This window comes from Photorhabdus sp. RM323S, assembly GCF_042879375.1.
Taxonomy (GTDB): domain Bacteria; phylum Pseudomonadota; class Gammaproteobacteria; order Enterobacterales; family Enterobacteriaceae; genus Photorhabdus; species Photorhabdus tasmaniensis.
Genome location: NZ_JBHFKZ010000046.1, coordinates 24478 through 42839, shown reverse-complemented (window position 1 = coordinate 42839; position 18362 = coordinate 24478). Strand labels below are relative to the sequence as shown.

Annotated in this window: 17 protein-coding genes and 1 pseudogene; 3 read left to right on the top strand and 15 right to left on the bottom strand. The window is 43.1% G+C overall.

Annotated features, from left to right (window positions below):
• The 3 genes and pseudogenes from vgrG to ACGF7G_RS16815 all read right to left on the bottom strand — a co-directional run.
• Nucleotides 1-705: type VI secretion system tip protein VgrG (gene vgrG, locus ACGF7G_RS16825; RefSeq protein WP_387466971.1), on the bottom strand; the 705-nt coding region annotated here is incomplete at its 3' end.
• Nucleotides 706-1590: 885 nt separating this feature from the next.
• Nucleotides 1591-2074: pseudogene (locus ACGF7G_RS16820) on the bottom strand (transposase).
• Nucleotides 2075-2232: 158 nt separating this feature from the next.
• On the bottom strand, nucleotides 2233-3084 hold the full coding sequence (locus tag ACGF7G_RS16815; protein ID WP_133812826.1) for an enoyl-CoA hydratase-related protein: 852 nt from the start codon (nucleotides 3082-3084) through the stop codon (nucleotides 2233-2235).
• A 439-nt stretch (nucleotides 3085-3523) separates the two neighbouring features.
• On the opposite strand from ACGF7G_RS16815, the gene ACGF7G_RS16810 reads away from it, so the two are divergent.
• The gene (locus tag ACGF7G_RS16810; RefSeq protein WP_133812825.1) at nucleotides 3524-3760 is read left to right on the top strand and encodes a major outer membrane lipoprotein; all 237 of its coding nucleotides are present in this window, start codon (nucleotides 3524-3526) and stop codon (nucleotides 3758-3760) included.
• 109 nt (nucleotides 3761-3869) lie between these two features.
• On the opposite strand, the gene ACGF7G_RS16805 is transcribed toward ACGF7G_RS16810, so the two are convergent.
• From ACGF7G_RS16805 to sufA, 7 genes are all read right to left on the bottom strand, one after another.
• Nucleotides 3870-4940, bottom strand: coding sequence for a L,D-transpeptidase family protein (locus ACGF7G_RS16805; RefSeq protein ID WP_387466968.1), 1071 nt, complete (start codon nucleotides 4938-4940; stop codon nucleotides 3870-3872).
• Between the two features lie 123 nt (nucleotides 4941-5063).
• Nucleotides 5064-5480 carry a cysteine desulfuration protein SufE gene (gene sufE, locus ACGF7G_RS16800; RefSeq protein WP_387466966.1) on the bottom strand — a complete coding sequence of 139 codons (417 nt, stop codon included), beginning with the start codon at nucleotides 5478-5480 and terminating at the stop codon, nucleotides 5064-5066.
• Between the two features lie 38 nt (nucleotides 5481-5518).
• The gene (sufS, locus tag ACGF7G_RS16795) at nucleotides 5519-6757 is read right to left on the bottom strand and encodes a cysteine desulfurase SufS (RefSeq protein WP_387466964.1); all 1239 of its coding nucleotides are present in this window, start codon (nucleotides 6755-6757) and stop codon (nucleotides 5519-5521) included.
• Entirely contained in the window at nucleotides 6754-8067 is a 1314-nt protein-coding gene (sufD, locus tag ACGF7G_RS16790) for a Fe-S cluster assembly protein SufD (RefSeq protein WP_387466962.1), read from the bottom strand. Before sufD ends, sufS begins: the two co-directional genes overlap by 4 nt.
• Nucleotides 8042-8788, bottom strand: a complete 747-nt coding sequence (gene sufC / locus ACGF7G_RS16785) for a Fe-S cluster assembly ATPase SufC (protein WP_133812820.1) — start codon at nucleotides 8786-8788, stop codon at nucleotides 8042-8044. The genes sufD and sufC overlap by 26 nt, the downstream gene beginning before the upstream one ends.
• Nucleotides 8789-8844: 56 nt before the next feature.
• The gene (sufB, locus tag ACGF7G_RS16780; protein WP_387466960.1) at nucleotides 8845-10341 is read right to left on the bottom strand and encodes a Fe-S cluster assembly protein SufB; all 1497 of its coding nucleotides are present in this window, start codon (nucleotides 10339-10341) and stop codon (nucleotides 8845-8847) included.
• A gap of 12 nt (nucleotides 10342-10353) precedes the next feature.
• Entirely contained in the window at nucleotides 10354-10722 is a 369-nt protein-coding gene (gene sufA / locus ACGF7G_RS16775) for a Fe-S cluster assembly scaffold SufA (protein WP_387466958.1), read from the bottom strand.
• A gap of 407 nt (nucleotides 10723-11129) precedes the next feature.
• On the opposite strand from sufA, the gene ACGF7G_RS16770 reads away from it, so the two are divergent.
• Nucleotides 11130-11279: a Hok/Gef family protein gene (locus ACGF7G_RS16770; RefSeq protein ID WP_387466957.1), complete on the top strand. Its 150-nt coding sequence runs from the start codon at nucleotides 11130-11132 to the stop codon at nucleotides 11277-11279.
• 261 nt (nucleotides 11280-11540) lie between these two features.
• On the opposite strand, the gene ACGF7G_RS16765 is transcribed toward ACGF7G_RS16770, so the two are convergent.
• The 5 genes from ACGF7G_RS16765 to ACGF7G_RS16745 form a co-directional block, all read right to left on the bottom strand.
• Nucleotides 11541-11693 (bottom strand): Hok/Gef family protein, encoded by a 153-nt coding sequence (locus tag ACGF7G_RS16765; protein WP_387466955.1) that lies wholly within the window; start codon nucleotides 11691-11693, stop codon nucleotides 11541-11543.
• Nucleotides 11694-12178: 485 nt separating this feature from the next.
• Nucleotides 12179-12328, bottom strand: coding sequence for a type I toxin-antitoxin system Hok family toxin (locus ACGF7G_RS16760; RefSeq protein WP_051225736.1), 150 nt, complete (start codon nucleotides 12326-12328; stop codon nucleotides 12179-12181).
• A 486-nt stretch (nucleotides 12329-12814) separates the two neighbouring features.
• Nucleotides 12815-12967 carry a Hok/Gef family protein gene (locus tag ACGF7G_RS16755; protein ID WP_036849486.1) on the bottom strand — a complete coding sequence of 51 codons (153 nt, stop codon included), beginning with the start codon at nucleotides 12965-12967 and terminating at the stop codon, nucleotides 12815-12817.
• 567 nt (nucleotides 12968-13534) lie between these two features.
• The gene (menI, locus tag ACGF7G_RS16750; protein ID WP_133812814.1) at nucleotides 13535-13951 is read right to left on the bottom strand and encodes a 1,4-dihydroxy-2-naphthoyl-CoA hydrolase; all 417 of its coding nucleotides are present in this window, start codon (nucleotides 13949-13951) and stop codon (nucleotides 13535-13537) included.
• Nucleotides 13948-17004: an FAD-binding and (Fe-S)-binding domain-containing protein gene (locus ACGF7G_RS16745; RefSeq protein ID WP_387466954.1), complete on the bottom strand. Its 3057-nt coding sequence runs from the start codon at nucleotides 17002-17004 to the stop codon at nucleotides 13948-13950. Before ACGF7G_RS16745 ends, menI begins: the two co-directional genes overlap by 4 nt.
• Before the next feature lie 223 nt (nucleotides 17005-17227).
• Here ACGF7G_RS16745 and ydiK point away from each other — a divergent pair, with 223 nt between their 5' ends.
• Nucleotides 17228-18337, top strand: coding sequence for an AI-2E family transporter YdiK (ydiK, locus tag ACGF7G_RS16740; protein WP_133812812.1), 1110 nt, complete (start codon nucleotides 17228-17230; stop codon nucleotides 18335-18337).
• Nucleotides 18338-18362 lie beyond the last annotated feature (25 nt).

Below are 18362 nucleotides of genomic sequence, written 5' to 3'. Positions count from 1 at the left end.
CCACACCGCGTCTTCCTCCCCGCCGTGCATCCCTGACGGATTGCGGGCCGGCATATAGACATTCAACTGGTAGTAACGCTGATCGTCGTAAAACTCCACCACATCAATTTTCAGCCGGTCGTCCGCCGTCAGTTTGTACCAGATACCCACTTCCGCCAGCAGACGTTGCACAAAGCGCAGGTCATCTTCGTCGTATTGCATCACCTGATCCCGCTTCGGGCAGGGGTACGCCAGGGTGAATAAGAAATCCTGACCACGAAAACCGTGACGTTCACGCAGGATTTTTTCCACAATTTCCGGTACCGACATCTTTTGATAAATCGCGAATTGGTGGCTTCGTGACAACAGGGCCAGTCGCGGCTCCAGGGTCACTTCGTAATGGCTTTCATCCCGCGAGGTGGACAACAGTTTAAATCCACTGATCACGCCGTAGATTGTGCGCAACGGTGCCGGCGGTATCACCGGCATGCCTCGCATTCCCGGATTAATCGCGGCCGATGTCAGGGTAAACGCGGCGTCCCGCATCAGCATCTGCGCCGGTTTGATATCCTTCACCAAGCTGGTGAATTCAATGGTGTAACGAAAAGGCCGGCTTAAGAATTCCTGCCCGCTAAACGCCACCACATCTAGTGGCGCGGTATTTTTCCACACTTTCAGTTTGTAGCGGCTGTGATCAAAGATGATCGCCGGGGTTGTGTTGTTCATCATTTTCTCCTAGTCACTTCGTGCACACAGGTACCGGTCAGTTTGCTGGTAACAGAGTCAATAAAGAGCCCGGCACCCTTTGCGGTCGCTGGCAGGCGACGATATTCAGGGCCGAACAGAACTAAAACCGAATAAGAATTCAGGCGTCAGTCAGAATAAATCAGGAAAACGACAAATCTGGTCAGGTATTTTCCGACCAGAGGTTAACCAGGATATAAACAATTAATCGGGCTATTCCCGTTCCATCAATGAGTCGATTCATTAATAGGATGGACTGTTACTGAATAATTAGATTCTCCTAATGAGTGCATATTAAAATCAAGTCTTTTTTGATCAAATAGCACAATGTGTTAAATGCCAAATAAATATAAAAGCTGATACAAGAAGATAAATTACATAACATTTAAATAAAACATAAAAAATGACATTTATTTACATAAAATGAAAAAGCTCACTTATTTTTATATAATTAAGGATCATCAATTCTCAATCAAAGTGTTACATACATGTTGTTATTAAGTTAATTATATTGTATCCATCACAGCTAAGGTCATTTTCAAGTCCGCAATCAAATATATAAAACAATAGTAAGAAAGAATGATTCTCATTCATAATATGCAAATGAGAATATATTCAGTGCCCCTGGGGAATGCCACCACTACAGAGATCTATGAACGAATAAATCCCGGTTATTTATTCTATGCTTAATAGTCAAGATAGTTCATTCGGTGAAAACTGAATAAGGAAAAATTTTATTAGTTGGTGTGGTTATTTATCTTTTAAAACAAAACTAATATGTGGTCATCAACCTTAGATAGATTCCAGAAACAGCAAACCTCATTAACGAATATGAAATAACAAAACTCTCTATAAACCCAAGAAACTTCAAGATGCAGTTTTTAGCACCTGAAAATGGTCGTTAATTCTAGACGTCAGCGAGCCTGCTATATCAGGTAGCGTTGTGGTGAAAAATTTGAATACTTTGTCTCGAAATTCATGTTTATCAGCAAAATAACGGTTATTCCGAACATGTTCATTCATGACCTTCCATAATCGCTCTATCGGATTTAAATTTGGGCTGTATGGAGGAAGGTAATTCAATATTGCTAACATAAGCCCCATCCACAATAAGATGAATTTTTTGATGGTAGTTAGGATAAGACCTTCAACCGAGTTTAGTGCTTTGAGTCGGGTGAGCAGCGTCAACGGTGGTCTGATGGAGTCGCAATGCCTGGGCTATCATCACAGAACGCCAACCTTCAGAAGCAAGAAGGATGGCTTTTATTCTATCCCGGACTTTCCCATCACGAGGGATGTCATGAAGACGTTCAAGTTTGATTTTTTGTTCTGATGTAATAAATATTTTCATGGTGAGAATAATGATCTACTGCCCTATTCATTCAAACCTGTGTCGTAATGACGCCATTTTCTATTTACTGATCAGAAAATGGCTTACCCCTACGTTTCCCAGCATTACGTCATTTGCGGAAAGCCCACTTTACATATTTATCGGCATCGCTGTCTTAATCATGGCTCATCGAAAGCTTTACCTACTTCGTTTAAGTTCTGGAATTCACTTGTTGCTCCAGCTGCTTTTGTTTGAATCGAGCACAAGATATCCTGCCGGCTAAAAATCGAAGCTTGCAACAGTGCTGTTTGTTGCAATGATTCGTAAACACCATGATCACGACTGTAAAGCATGGCCCGTTTAACCCCGTTAATAGCAACTGGAGGCCGATCAGCTATACGTCGGGCAGTCGCTAAAGCCCCCTCGATCAATGCCTCCGTAGAAGGGAAGATCTTTACCACAAGTCCTAAATCATGAGCCTGAGCGGCATGTAACGTATCCCCTGTGAGTGCAAGATAGCGTGCCACACCGCCAGGGATCAGATGTTGCAGACGTTGAAGAATACCTAAGTCTGCCATCATACCGATATTGGTTTCCTCTATACGAAACTTCGCATTTTCAGAAGCAAAACAAAAATCACATGCAGCAATTAAGTCAAATCCTGCACCGAGACATACTCCTTGTACTGCGGCAATGATCGGGAAGCGGGCACGTTCCAATACACTTATCGCCTCCTGCATTTGTAATAAGCTAAATTGCATAGCTTCCCGTTCATTAGGATCCGTCGTATGGGTTTCTTTGCTGGAGGCGAAGATTTGCAAGTCAAGCCCACCACAGAATGCGCTACCTTGCGCAGAGATCACCATTGCCCGCACCTCTCCTGAACGACTGAGTTGCTCTATTGCCTCTGGAAATAATTTCCAGAACGTCAGTGCCAAGCTGTTTGCCTTTTCCGGGCGACTGAGCTGCAAATGAGCGACCCCGTTGTCAACGGTGATGTTAAAATACTCGTTGGATTGATCAATTAGCATAGAAGACTCCTCTTACCAGTTTGAATTTGAGCCTAGAATTCAACCTGAGTATTGTCAAGATGCTTATCTACAATAAGATTCAGTTAACAAATTTGTTTTAAGCGAAACCCTAGATTTATGTATGCGGAATGTTTCCATGTAAGACACGTCCCTATGATTCAATAGACTCAAGATGGCTTCGATATGGTGTTTTTTATTTATAAGAATTTTTAACTAAAATTATTTCGGAGAATATCATCCCCTTATGGAATAGGATTTCTTTGATTAAAATGTTACTCAATGGTTTTGTTTTTTTACATTCCGATGAAAATTACCACCTACTAAAGAGAAAATTTGAAATAATTGGTTTTCATGATAAAAATTTATTCTCTTTCTAAAAAACTTTGTGTAATACTTATATGGCTACTTGGAGATTAACTTAAATCTAGAGGGTATTATAATGAATCGTACTAAAATTGTACTGGGTGCAGTAGTTCTGGCTTCTACTCTGTTGGCTGGTTGTTCAAGCACTGCTAAGGTTGACCAACTGTCTTCTGATGTTCAGACTCTGAATTCAAAAGTTGATCAACTGAGCAACGACGTGAACGCAGTACGTACTGACATTCAAGCCGCTAAAGACGATGCAGCTCGTGCAAATCAGCGTCTGGATAACCAAGTTCGTTCCTACAAAAAATAATTTTTTGTAATAAAGTACAAAAATGGCGCACAATCTATCTGTGCGCCGTTTTTTATCATGAAGTTCTGTCAGAAAAATATCCGCTAACTTCCCTGTCTGCAATAAAATATTAATTTTCCCGATAGATTGGCCCTGGCTGATATAATGGCGGTAATTTAAACGATTCAGATACATCTTTATTGACTTCTTGTTCTGTATCTTTAACGTCGTCTTCCATCAGCGCTCTATTTTCTTCTCGCAGATCCTGTTGTGTTTCAGGCTGTGTATTTTCACTTACCAGCACCGGTATACCAGAACGGCGCACAATAGCTTGTTCAACAATATTTTTATCTGTCTTGCTATCATCAATGAACTTGTTCAAACCGGCTGATCGTACAATCTGTAATGTTTGTGGATCATCTCCCTCTTTTTTAGACAACGGCTGATGGACTTCAATATAACGTTTACCCTCTGGCTCGACAGAATACTTGACGGCTTCATTAATAATCTGAACTCTGGTTCCACGGGAAACCATGTTAAACACAGCTTCAATATCATCAGGACGCAGACGGATACAACCCGAACTCACCCGCATACCAATGCCAAAATCAGCATTAGTGCCATGAATCAAGTATTCTCCGCGCCCAGCGGCTAAACGCAGTGCAAATGCCCCCATTGGATTTTCCGGGCCAGCAGGAACAACCGCAGGTAAGATAATCCCCTGTTCAGCATAATGCTTACGGATATTCTTAGTCGGCGTCCAGGTTGGATCTTTAATTAGCTGGCTTACCGATGTTGTCATCACTGGTGTGTTACGACCAAGCTGTCCAATACCAATTGGGTAAACGATGACTTTGTTTTTTCCTTTAGGGAAATAGTAAAGTCTTAGTTCCGCAAGGTTAATCACAATCCCCTGCCTTGGTGTATCAGGCAACAACATTTGGGATGGAATAATCAGTTCAGAACCCGGAGCCGGCAAATAAGGATCGGTACCGGGGTTAGCCTCCAGCATTGCCAGTAATCCAATTTGATATTCGGCAGCAATGGCCTCCAGAGAACGTCCGTCATCTGGTACAACAAATGTCGTATTTTCGCCAATTAAACGACTATTGGCAGGTGGCAAGGTATATTCTGTCGCGCTGACGGTATTCGTCAGCGCACTTAACAATAACATGCCGATAAACGTTAAAACTCGTTTCATGCTTGCTTCCTGGAATGACTTCTGAATGTTATCGGATAAATTAAGCGCAAAAGGTTGAAGCCTCATTCACCTGTCGCGGCCGTGTATATTATCAGCCGCGAAAGAAACACGTAAGACTGCGATTTAAACCATTTTACTTGCCGTATTGCGAATGGCATATATCATCGCATGCAGCCCCTGTGTCCGTGATGGTGTTAAATGTTGCTCCAGAGAAAGTTTTGCAAAATATTCAGTCACATCCAAATCCAGGATCTCCTGCGGCGTCTTATCCTGAAAAAGAATAAAAACCATTGCAACCAGCCCTTTCACGATAGCGGCATCACTGTCTCCAACAAATTCCACTTTGCTTTGGTCATTCTTCCTCAGCAAAATCCACACCTGACTCTGACAACCGGCGATTAAATGCTCAGGTTGACGTTGTTCGTCAGTCAGTAGGGACAATCTCGCCCCCAGTTCAATCATATAGAGATATTTTTCTTCCCAATTTTGGCAGCGGGAAAAATTACGTAACAATCTATTTTGGTCGGGCAAACTTGCCATGACTTTTTCCTTTATCACTCTTTCGATTTATCACCGTCTCAACCAAGCAGTTTTTCTATCCGCTGCAATGCAGCAACAAGCGTATCAATATCTTCTCGCGTAGTATAAATCGCCAGTGACGCCCTGCACATGCTGGGAACGTGATAATGCTCCATCAGAGGCAGTGCACAATGATGCCCGGTACGAATCGCAATACCATATTGATCAAGGAAACTTCCCACATCATAAGCATGATGGTGTCCAAGGTTGAAAGCGATAACCCCCTGACGTTGTTTCGGGCCATACAATTTCAGTGACCTGACCTCTTTCAGCCGGGTCATTGCATAATCCATCAGCGCTTGTTCATGTCGCTGAATTTCATCCAGCCCCAGTGAAGTGACATAATCAACTGCGGCGCCAAGCCCAATAATTCCCGCGATATTCGGCGTCCCCGCTTCAAACCGCCATGGTGGTTCCACATAAGTTATCCCTTTTTGCAAGCTGACGTGTTTGATCATTGCTCCGCCACCTTCCCAAGGTGGCATAGCGTCCAGAAGGGATTTACGCCCATAAAGCACGCCAATTCCGGTTGGTCCGTATAATTTATGGCTGGAAAAAACATAGAAATCGCACCCCAGATCCTGCACATCAACTTTCTTGTGCATAATGGCCTGAGCACCATCAACCAGAATATGTAACTGACCACCCTGCTCATCAGCCACTCTTCTTGCCTGTTGTATAATTTCACGTACCGGGTTCACTGTGCCGAGCACATTAGACAGGTGAGTAAAAGAAAGTAATTTAGTACGTGAATCAATCAAGGATGCTAAAACCGATTGATCCAACTCACCGTTTTCATTCAGGGACCATACTCTGATTTCAAACCCAATTTGTTCCGCCAGCATATACCACGGAACAATATTGGCGTGATGTTCCATTTCAGTAATCACAATATTATCGCCACTATTGATAAATTTGCGGCCATAACTGTTAGCGACCAGATTAATCCCTTCCGTTGTACCTTTGACGAAAACAATCTCTTCATCACTTTGAGCATGAATGAATTGCGCCATCTGATGGCGCACATTTTCAACCATACGGGTAGCCGCAGAACTGAGAGTATGAATTCCCCGGTGAACCGCCGCGTACTGGTGTAAACAGAATTCACTTTCCCGTTCTATAACCGAAACCGGCTTCTGAGCACTGGCGGCACTATCAAGATAAACCAGTGGATGCCCATTAACTTGCTGTGTAAGTACCGGGAAATCCTCCCGCACCTTTTTTACAGAAAAAGTCATTTTGCCACTCCCGCTAAACGCCGTTTAATGTGTTTCATGACAACGGTTTTCAGGGCTTCGTCTTCAATACATTCAGTAAGTTCAGCAGCAAAAGCAAATATAATCATATGTTGAGCATCACACCGGCTGATACCACGTGATTGCAGATAGAACAGTTGTTCTTCATCTATCCGACCAACGGTCGCACCATGACTGCATTTCACATCATCCGCGTAAATTTCCAGTTGTGGTTTGGTATCCACTTCTGCCCGTTTACCTAATAACAAGTTGTTATTGGTCATTTTCCCATCGGTTTTCAGTGCATGAGGTGCCACTTTAATCATGCCGTTAAATACCGCTTTACTCTGATCCATCACAATTGTTTTATGTAACTGGCGGCTTTCACAATTGCCCTTATTATGTTCCAGATAAGTACGAGTATCAGCGACCTCTTTTCCTTGTGGCAACAACAAGCTGTTCAACGACAGATTCGCCCCTTCGCCATTAAGCTGAACGCTGGTATTGTGTCGACCAAGCCCGGCACCCAACAGAAAACTGGTGCTCTTCACCCGGGCATCACGACCAACCACAATGTCGTTATGTGCAAAGTGGTAGCTTTCACTATTCTCAACACCCAGTTTTATATGGGTTAAGCTGGCGTTATCCCCCACTTCTGCGGTCAACCGGCTTCCTGTCATATGAGGTTGCTGCTCATCAATACTGACGAAATGTTCAATCACTCTGGCACAGGCATTCGCTTCCACAGCAATGTGATAGCGGTAATGGCTGGTATTCAATGCTTCACCACGATAACCACTGGTTATATTCAGCAGATAAAGGGGGTTTTCCGCAACTTGCCCAACTTTTAATGTTATGACCAAAGGCTGTTTAGCAAGGCTTTCTGTCAAATGCAGAAAAATCTCGCTCTCGATCGGTGCCGGAAGCCCACTTTTGTTATCCAGTAAACTCAACTGATACGGCCCAAATTCACCGGAACTCAGCAAAGGAGAAAAACAACCATCCACCATAACGATACGCCAGCAATCCATCGGAATCGCTAGTTGTTCGCATTTCTCTAATGTTAATTCACAGATTTTTTCGCTGTATTGCTGACTTAACAGTTGTTCCAGCGGAGTATAGCGCCAATCTTCATGTCTGAATTGAGGAAACCGGGTTTCAGTCACTTTCTGCCAATGCAGACTGGCATGAGATGAATCACCACCATGGCGGCAATGATACAAATCAGCGAAACGCGCTAAGGCTTGCTGATTACGCTCCGCAATCTGACGCGTCTTTTCAGCTTTTTCACTGTTGGTCAATAAGCCAGCCATAGCCTTGCTCCTCCAGCTTTTTCGCCAGACTAAAATCACCGGATTTAATAATCCGCCCCTGATAAAGCACATGGACGAAATCAGGTTTCACGTAATCTAAGATACGTTGGTAGTGGGTTACAATAATGAATGATCGGTTTGGATCACGCAGGGAATTCACACCATTAGCCACAATTTTCAGGGCGTCAATATCCAACCCTGAATCTGTTTCATCCAAAATACAGAGTGTCGGCTCCAGCGCGGCCATTTGCAGAATATCGTTACGTTTTTTCTCACCACCGGAAAAACCAACGTTGACTGAACGTGTCAGCAAGTCTTGTGGCATATTCAGCAGTGCTATTTTTTCTTCGATAAAATCGGCAAAATCAAAACGATCCAACGGCTCTTGATGGCGATATTCACGGACAGCGTTCACTGCCGTTTGCAGGAAGAATTGATTACTGACACCCGGAATTTCCACCGGATATTGAAAAGCCAGGAAAATCCCCTCACCAGCCCGCTCTTCCGGCTCAAATTCAAATAAATCTTTTCCTTTAAAGATGACTTCACCATCATCAATTTCATACTCTTCACGGCCAGCTAACGTTGCCGATAATGTGCTTTTACCTGAGCCATTCGGTCCCATGATGGCATGAACTTCACCCGGCTTAACTTCAAGATTTAATCCTGTCAGGATTTCATTACCTTCAACACTGACTCGTAAATTTTTAACACTTAACATATTACATGCCTTCGAACGACTTAACATTCTGTATAAAAAAGGGAAACAGGGAGAACTCACCCAACACTGTGTTCAAGGCTAATTGCCAGCAATTTCTGCGCTTCAACAGCAAACTCAAGGGGAAGTTCAGAGAACACATCCTTACAGAAGCCATTAACAATCATTGAAATCGCATTATCTTCACTGATGCCGCGTTGCAGGCAATAGAACAATTGATCTTCACCAATGCGGGAAGTTGTCGCCTCATGCTCCAGTTGCGCAGTGTTGTTCTGTACTTCTACATAGGGAAATGTATGCGCGCCACACTCAGTACCAATCAGCATGGAATCACATTGGGTATAATTACGGGCGTTTTCCGCTCCCGGCAGTATTTTTACCAACCCACGATAAATGTTCTGGCTACAGCCGGCAGAAATGCCTTTTGAGATGATAGTCGATTTGGTGTTACGACCAATATGGATCATCTTGGTGCCGGTATCTGCCTGTTGAGTGCCATTAGTTAGGGCAACAGAGAAGAATTCACCAATCGAGTTATCCCCTTTCAGGATCACACTCGGATATTTCCAAGTAATTGCTGAACCCGTTTCTGATTGTGTCCAGGACATTTTGGCATTTTCGCCTTCACACAATGCTCTTTTAGTCACAAAGTTAAGGATCCCCCCCTCACTGTCACCGCCTGAAAACCAGTTCTGTACCGTGGAGTATTTTACCTCAGCATCTTTATGGATAATCACTTCCACAACAGCGGCGTGCAGTTGATAGCTATCACGTACAGGGGCAGAGCATCCCTCTATGTAGCTGACATAACTGCCCTCATCAGCAATCAAAATGGTGCGCTCAAATTGACCGGTTTTCGCTGCGTTGATACGAAAATAGGTGGAGAGTTCCATCGGGCACCGAACCCCTTTTGGCACATAAACAAAAGTACCATCAGAAGCGACGGCGGCATTCAACGCGGCAAAGAAGTTATCGTAACTTGCAACCACACTGCCGAGATATTGACGGACTAACTCAGGGTATTCCTGTATTGCCTCGCTGAATGAGCAAAAAATAATGCCTTCTTTCGCTAATTTATCCCGATAGGTTGTTGAAACAGAAACTGAATCAAAAATAGCATCTACCGCGACAGCTTCACCTTCCCGCACAGGAACACCCAACTTATCAAATGCTTCTTCAATCTCTGCCGTCAAATAATTATTCGTTTGCTCTGTACCCGTTGCCTGCATAGCACCGGATTGCGAGTTGCAACTATCATCACAGGCTCCGCATGAAGGTGCTGAATAATAGCTATAGTTCTGGTAATCAAGATGAGGATAATTCGCCTTCAACCAGTGCGGCTCTTCCATTCCCAACCAATGGCGATAAGCCTCCAGCCGAAACGCCAGCATCCATTCAGGTTCATTACGTTTTGCGGAAATTGCCCGCACAACATCTTCACTCAACCCCTTAGCCAACTCATCAGTCGCTACCTGAGTGAAAAAACCCTCTTTATAACGATGATCGCTGAGCCAAGTCTGCACATCATCGCTGATTTCTACATTGCTCTGAGACATATATTGGTACGCTTATATACCAAAGCTTTCACCACACCCGCAGGCATGTTGAGCTTTTGGATTATTGAATTTAAATATCTGATTTAAACCTTCACGAACAAAATCAACTTCAGTTCCATCGATAAATGGCATGGCTTTCAGGGGAACATACAGACATGCCCCTTCATTTTCATACAATAAATCATCAGGCGCAGGATCGTTAACCATTTCAAACACGTAGCCAAAGCCGGCACATCCTGACTGCTTAACCCCCAGATATAACCCTTTACTTTGTGGGTTCTGCTGCATCAATTTCAAGATCTGTGCTGCGGCTCTCCCTGTGATGGTGATCCCTTGCCAGGCGGTTTCATTCAGAGAGAAGGTTTCAACACTATTTGTCATAGTTGACCTCATATTTTTCTTTAGCAATTTTTTGCCGCTGTTATAGGAGTATTCTCCTTACCGTATAATGGTAATGATAACCCTTATCACTTCAACCATTTGTTTTAAGAGGATATACCTTAAATAGATTAAATTTCACCCAAACACAACGACTTATGTTCATCACGTATGAAAATATATTTTTAATTCTTTGTTTTATATATACATTATTAGTTTGATTAATTGTGCTGCTTTGTACTTTTTGATACAAAATAAAAGCACAAAAGGTTCATCATAAATACTATTGATGTGAGCTTTCAGATATACCGGAGATGCAGTATAGACGTTGCCATTATGATTGTAATATATACAAATAGAGTTCCCATTTAATCAATTCAATTAATTATAAAAAGCAAGGGGAAAAGGTTATGAAGCCGCAAAAAATCGTAATATTGAGTTTGATCGTTATTTGTGTGACGTTACTCTTATTCACATGGATAACAAGGGCCCACTTGGCTCTCAGACACCCTTTATATTTAAGTGTAATTAAATACACATTAAAACCACTGGAGTTTTAGCATTAATTGATATATGCCGGTGTTTATAGTTTTGAATAAAAGGAAGCTTTTATCTATTCCTATATTAATCCCTTTAATATAATTCACCATATCCATTCTATTCAACATTTAAATTCATCAGGTATATAAACAAATCACATCACAATGATATTATAAAAATATGAATCAAATGACGGGATAGCCATTAATAGTTGGTGATCGGGCGCTTGAGAGCCATGTTCAACAACAAGCGATGGCGGGGATTGCTCCCCGCCGTTGCTCTTACCTGGGTTCGTAATCCATGAAAACAGCAACCTCCGTTTGGCCGCTTCGGATGCGAACCTCACAGAGATCCTTCCTCGTGACCAGCACAGCCGCTAAAGCGGCAATACAGATAACGATAATAGCGATAAATATCGCTTTTTGCTGTTTCATGGTTAGCGTCTCCTTGCCTTTCGGCGTGTAAGAGGCTAATCTTATGTTGTCTAGCATAAGGATAGGCCTCAAATTGATTGAAAGATCATTTGGGGCTTTCTTCTATCTGCTCCGGCGCGCCAGAGACAGATAGTCTCAAGCGCCCGCCCAGAATATACCAAAGCAAAATACATATATCTATATATTACATTATATTTCTGAGTGTATTTACCGTAAGCCATTCCTGGCTTGTGATTTACGGCTGAAATTAATATACACCGGATTTTATAGATTTGAATAAAAGGAAGTTTTTATTTATTTAGATATTAATTCCTTTGATATAACTCGACATTTAAATTCATCAGATATATAAACAGATCACATAAGCAATGATATTATAAAAATATGAATAAAATGACGGGATAGCCATTAATAGTTGGTGATCGGGCGCTTGAGAGCCATGTTCAACAACAAGCGATGGCGGGGATTGCTCCCCGCCGTTGCTCTTACTTGGGTTCGTAATCCATGAAAACAGCAACCTCCGTTTGGCCGCTTCGGATGCGAACCTCACAGAGATCCTTCCTCGTGACCAGCACAGCCGCTAAAGCGGCAATACAAATAACGATGGCGATAAATATCGCTTTTTGCTGTTTCATGGTTAGCGTCTCCTTGCCTTTCGGCGTGTAAGAGGCTAATCTTATGTTGTGAAGCATAAAGAATAGGCCTCAAATTGATTGAAAGATCATTTGGGGTTTTCTTCTATCTGCTCCGGCGCGCCAGAGACAGATAGTCTCAAGCGCCCGCCCAGAATATACCAAAGCAAAATACATATATCTATATATTACATTATATTTCTGAGTTTATTTACCGTAAGCCATTCCTGGCTTGTGATTTACGGCTGAAATTAATATACACCGGATTTTATAGATTTGAATAAAAGGAAGTTTTTATTTATTTAGATATTAATTCCTTTGATATAACTCGACATTTAAATTCATCAGATATATAAACAGATCACATAAGCAATGATATTATAAAAATATGAATAAAATGACGGGATAGCCATTAATAGTTGGTGATCGGGCGCTTGAGAGCCATGTTCAACAACAAGCGATGGCGGGGATTGCTCCCCGCCGTTGCTCTTACTTGGGTTCGTAATCCATGAAAACAGCAACCTCCGTTTGGCCGCTTCGGATGCGAACCTCGCAGAGATCTTTCCTCGTGACCAGCACAGCCGCTAAAGCGGCAATACAGATTACGATAATAGCGATAAGTACCGCTTTTTGCTGTTTCATAGTTAGCGTCTCCTTGCCTTTCGGCGTGTAAGAGGCTAATCTTATGTTGTTGAGCATAAGGATAGGCCTCGGGTTGATTGAAAGATCACTCGGGGCTTTCTTCTATCTGCTCCAGCGCGCCAGAGACAGATAGTCTCAAGCGCCCGCCCAGAATATACCAAAGCAAAATACATATATCTATATATTACATTATATTTCTGAGTGTATTTACCGTAAGCCATTCCTGGCTTGTGACTTACTGCTGATCTTCGGTATAAGTCCCAGCGGAAATGATACAAATTAAAACCGCTGAAATTTTAGTATTAATTAATATATACCGGCGTTTATAGATTTGAATAAAAGGAAGTTTTTATTTAGATATTAATCCCTTTAATATAATTCACTATACCCATTCTATTCGACATTTAAACTCATCAGATATATAAGCAGATCACATAAAAATGATATTATAAAAATATCGATAAAATCTATAATCAGGAAGACTATCGCAACTAAATTTAATACATAAAAAAATAACTTTTTCACTTAATGAGTAGGTTATTTTCCATAAAATAACCTACTTTTATTTTATCCAGGCAAAATTGACGTAGTTAACCGTGAGGTGCAACACAAGTGTTGACGTTCATCAAAAATATCGATTCGCCATACTTGGTGATTGCGGCCAATATGCAGGGGCTTACACACCCCTTTAACTTCACCACTGCGAACAGACCGGATATGGTTGGCATTGATTTCCAGCCCAACAACTTTTTTCTCACCTTCGGAACAGAGATACCCAGCCAAAGAACCGAGTGATTCTGCCAGTACAACAGATGCCCCACCATGTAATAAACCAAACGGCTGACGGGTACGATGATCAACCGGCATTGTGCCTTCAATAAAATCATCACCGATATGCGTGATTTTTATGCCCAGATGGCCCATCATACACTGGCTATTTACTTGATTCAGGCTATCCAGTCCAATATCACGTTTCCAAATCATGGGATTATCTCCAATAAAGCTTGCAACGGATGCTTAAGTACTTGCCCTTCTACCCGCTTAACCTGACTGCGGCAGGAATAACCAGAACTCAGGCAACGCTCCAGAGGTAATTTCTGCAAGGCAGGTTGCCAGGATAATTGATAGATACCAATAGAGTGTTTTATGTTTTTGTTTTCATGACCATATGTTCCAGCCATTCCACAGCAGCCTACACTGATATTATCTAGCTTACTACCCACCCGCTGGAAAATTTTTTCCCACTGTTGACTACTGCCTGGTAGCATAGTCACTTCCGTACAATGTCCGAATAGATACCATTTGTCACCGGACACGACCTGATTATCCTTTTTCTCCGGCAAGATGTTGATCAGCCATTCATGAACAAGCTGAACCTCAAACTTACCGCGCTGCTCACCGAGAATTTCTTTATATTCATCTCGATAGCACAATACCAATGCAGGATCGACACCGACCATAGGAATGCCCAGCTCAAATACCCGGCTGAGAAAATCTGACGTTTTTTGGGCCGTTTTAGCAAAGCGAGATAAGAATCCTTTGATATGTTGGGCCTTACCGTTAGGGGAAAATGGAAGCAATACCGGCTTATATCCCACTTTTTCCACCAGACAGGCAAAATCAACCACCACTTTCGCATCGTAATAACTGGTGAACGGATCCTGAACAATCAACACATATCCGTTACGATGAGCCTGATCCATTTTTTCAAGCTGTTCCAGTGTAGTAGAAAGCGCGTAATGACCAGCAAGCTGTTGGTGCAGTGTCGGGCTGGATAACAAGGGCAGATCCACCATCCCGATAGTTCGGCGGCTCAATTCCTGTACCCACGACTGTTTCAGGAAAAAATTAAATGCCCGCGGCGCTTTAGCCATTAATGGCGTACTACTTTCTGCACCTGCCACAATATAATCACGCAAGGGACGGAGATAACGGCCGTGATATAACTCAAGAAAACGGGCACGGAATGACGGCACATCAATTTTGATCGGACACTGGGTTGAACAAGCTTTACATGCCAGACAACCCGACATTGCCTCTTTTACTTCATGGGAGAAGTCATACTCTCCACGCCATGCTTGCCAACTATTACGCGTCTTTTCAATCAAACCACGCAAGCTTGGCCGTTTTTGTTCCAATCCCTGCTTCAACAGTTGCGGATCCACACCCTGTTCGGTCAAAAGCCGAAGCCATTCACGCACTAATGTTGCCCTGCCTTTCGGTGAATGGATACGCTGCCGGCTAATTTTCATTGACGGGCACATCGGGCTTTTCACATCGAAATTAAAACACAACCCATTACCATTACATTCCATCGCACCACGGAATGTATTTCTTACATTGACCGGAATTGTCCGGTCATAAGTCCCCCGCTTGACGGCATCAACTTTCATCATTGGCGCATCAACACCAATCGGTGGGCAGATTTTACCCGGATTCAAGCGGTTATCCGGGTCAAAGGCCGCCTTAATCCGGCGCAGCTCTTCATACAAGATGCTACCGAAAAATTCCGGACTATATTCAGCACGAAAACCTTTACCATGTTCTCCCCACAACAAACCGCCATAACGGGCGGTGAGACTGACAATTTCATCAGAAATTTGTTTCATCAGTATCTCTTGCTGCGGATCGCACATATCCAGTGCTGGCCGAACGTGCAACACGCCGGCATCGACATGACCAAACATACCATAATTCAGCTGATGGCTATCCAGTAGCAGGCGGAATTCCACAATATAATCAGCAAGATGCTGTGGAGGCACACACGTATCTTCCACAAATGGGATCGGTTTCGCCACACCTTTACTGTTACCCAGTAATCCAACCGATTTCTTGCGCATTGCATAAATACGCTCAATATCAGCCAGCTCGCGGCAAATCTGGTAGCCAATAACGCCCTGATGGCCTTCGATCAGTTCATCAAGGCGCTGACAAAGCATGTCTACCTGCTGGTCTATCAATTGTTGATCATCACCACTGAATTCAACAATATTCAACCCCTGCATATCCTTGCCAGGAATATCGGTGATCAATTCTTTCACTGAATGCCAGACAATATCCTCACGCGCTAAATTCAGAACTTTTGAATCCACGGTTTCAACAGATAGAGCTTTTGCATTCACCATAAAAGGCGCGTTACGCAGTGCCGAATCAAATGAATCATATTTTACGTTCACCAACCGCCTGACTTTCGGCAATGGTGTAATATTCAGAACCGCTTCGGTAATAAAAGCCAGCGTTCCTTCTGAACCAGTCAATATACGACCCAAGTCAAACTTCTGCATATCGTCACTGAAAACATGACGCAAATCATAACCTGTCAGAAAGCGATTGAGTTTGGGGAATTTTTCAACGATAAGTTCACGCCGCTCACGGCAGCGATTAAGTACCGTATTATAGATACGGCCTGTTGCAGAATCTTCCTGAGCAATTGATTCCGCCTGTGCTATGTCCATTGAGCGGGTATCAAGTAATTCGCCACCTAATAAGACTGCCCGTAAACCAAGAACATGATCGGATGTTTTACCATAGACCAGTGAACCCTGACCGGAAGCATCGGTATTAATCATTCCGCCCAATGTTGCACGATTACTGGTTGAAAGCTCAGGTGAAAAGAAATAACCATATGGGCGCAAATATTGGTTCAGTTGATCTTTAATTACGCCCGCTTCAACTCTGACCCATCCCTGCTCCGGATTAATCTCAAGGATACGATTCATATAGCGGGACATATCCACCACGATACCCTCATTAAGGGCCTGGCCGTTTGTGCCAGTACCGCCTCCGCGCGGGGTGAATGTCAAATTCTGATATTTTTTTTCGCCGGCGACACGGGCCAGTAAAACCACATCTGCGCCGGATCGAGGGAAAACGACAGCCTGCGGTAAGAGTTGATAGATACTGTTATCTGTCGCCATCGTCAGGCGATCGGCATAGCTGCTTGCGGTATCTCCGGTAAATCCTTGTTCCTTGAGTGTATCCAAAAATTCCTGTGCCACCTCACTCACGTGAGGTGCTTGTAATATGCGTGGGATCATTATCGTTTTGACCCTTTTAAAATGAGTGTCCACATTGCTTCATTTATACTATCTTTGAATTGATGCCCGAGTCAGCCGTAATCATTAACCACCGTTAACTGACTTGTCTGAGAAGGCAAGCGGTTACCTTATCATAATATTCACCTATTTTGAGTAACCTGTAGATAACATCCTATTTATTCATTATCTTTAGCGCCACTAAATTCCTTAGAGAAATTAACTCATGGACAAATCTCAACCGTATTATGATCTACCAAAGCTATTGTTTACTTTAATTTTTCTTTCACTCTTAATTGTTACCAGTTTCTGGGTGATGAAACCGTTTATCCTTGGTTTTGTCTGGGCAGGAATGGTGGTTATCGCCACCTGGCCTTTACTGGAAAAAATACAAAACAGTTTATGGGGTAAACGGTGGATTGCAGTTTCCATCATGACGTTATTATTAATTCTGTTGTTTGTGATCCCCATCGCATTACTGGTTAGTAGCTTATTGGAAAACAGCGGGCCATTAATCGAGTGGGCTAAATCCCCGGCTAATTTTCAAATGCCGGCAATGACTTGGCTGGACAGCATTCCGCTGGTTGGCGATAAACTTTACAGCGGCTGGAACTCATTGATTACTGATGGTGGAAATGTGCTGATTGCTAAAGTCCAGCCCTATGTCGGAGAGGCGGCAACCTGGTTCTTTACTCAGGCGGCCAATGCCGGACGCTTCGTTTTCCATCTTGGCTTGATGGTGCTATTTAGCGTGCTCCTATATCTGAAAGGCGAACAGGTGACGATGAGTATTCGCCATTTTGCCGTTCGCCTGGCAGATAAACGCGGAGATGCCGCCATCCTGCTGGCAGCACAATCCATCCGCGCTGTCGCACTCGGCGTCGTCGTTACTGCGCTGGTTCAAGCCATTATCGGGGGTCTTGGCCTGGCTGTTTCAGGGATCCCTTATGCTACGTTACTGACAGTACTTATGTTTGTCTGTTGCGTTGCCCAGCTTGGTCCATTGTTGATTTTAGTGCCTGCTGTCACCTGGCTTTACTGGACAGGTGATACAACCTGGGGCACCGTGCTATTGGTCTGGAGCTGTATAGTAACAACAATGGATGGATTTCTTCGTCCATTTTTAATCCGTTTAGGCGCTGATTTACCGATGGCTCTGATATTAACCGGCGTTATTGGCGGAATACTCTCATTTGGCATGATTGGCTTATTTATCGGGCCGGTTGTATTAGCCGTTGCTTATCGTTTATTAATTGCCTGGATGAACGAAGTCCCAGCACCTGAAAATGATTTAGCCGAAACTGAAAAATATCTGGAAAAAGAATTTTCAGAATAATTTGTATGATAATTAATTCTGTCTC

Bases quoted from the DNA above. Each gene is read 5' to 3' on its own strand.
- sufB (WP_387466960.1), bottom strand. From the start codon at position 10,341: ATGTCTCAGAGCAATGTAGAAATCAGCGATGATGTGCAGACTTGGCTC.
- ACGF7G_RS16770 (WP_387466957.1), top strand. From the start codon at position 11,130: ATGAAGCCGCAAAAAATCGTAATATTGAGTTTGATCGTTATTTGTGTG.
- sufC (WP_133812820.1), bottom strand. From the start codon at position 8,788: ATGTTAAGTGTTAAAAATTTACGAGTCAGTGTTGAAGGTAATGAAATC.
- ACGF7G_RS16745 (WP_387466954.1), bottom strand. From the start codon at position 17,004: ATGATCCCACGCATATTACAAGCACCTCACGTGAGTGAGGTGGCACAG.
- ACGF7G_RS16760 (WP_051225736.1), bottom strand. From the start codon at position 12,328: ATGAAACAGCAAAAAGCGATATTTATCGCCATCGTTATTTGTATTGCC.
- ACGF7G_RS16805 (WP_387466968.1), bottom strand. From the start codon at position 4,940: ATGAAACGAGTTTTAACGTTTATCGGCATGTTATTGTTAAGTGCGCTG.
- ACGF7G_RS16810 (WP_133812825.1), top strand. From the start codon at position 3,524: ATGAATCGTACTAAAATTGTACTGGGTGCAGTAGTTCTGGCTTCTACT.
- menI (WP_133812814.1), bottom strand. From the start codon at position 13,951: ATGATTTGGAAACGTGATATTGGACTGGATAGCCTGAATCAAGTAAAT.
- ACGF7G_RS16815 (WP_133812826.1), bottom strand. From the start codon at position 3,084: ATGCTAATTGATCAATCCAACGAGTATTTTAACATCACCGTTGACAAC.
- sufS (WP_387466964.1), bottom strand. From the start codon at position 6,757: ATGACTTTTTCTGTAAAAAAGGTGCGGGAGGATTTCCCGGTACTTACA.
- ACGF7G_RS16765 (WP_387466955.1), bottom strand. From the start codon at position 11,693: ATGAAACAGCAAAAAGCGATATTTATCGCTATTATCGTTATCTGTATT.
- ACGF7G_RS16755 (WP_036849486.1), bottom strand. From the start codon at position 12,967: ATGAAACAGCAAAAAGCGGTACTTATCGCTATTATCGTAATCTGTATT.
- sufA (WP_387466958.1), bottom strand. From the start codon at position 10,722: ATGACAAATAGTGTTGAAACCTTCTCTCTGAATGAAACCGCCTGGCAA.
- sufD (WP_387466962.1), bottom strand. From the start codon at position 8,067: ATGGCTGGCTTATTGACCAACAGTGAAAAAGCTGAAAAGACGCGTCAG.
- sufE (WP_387466966.1), bottom strand. From the start codon at position 5,480: ATGGCAAGTTTGCCCGACCAAAATAGATTGTTACGTAATTTTTCCCGC.
- ydiK (WP_133812812.1), top strand. From the start codon at position 17,228: ATGGACAAATCTCAACCGTATTATGATCTACCAAAGCTATTGTTTACT.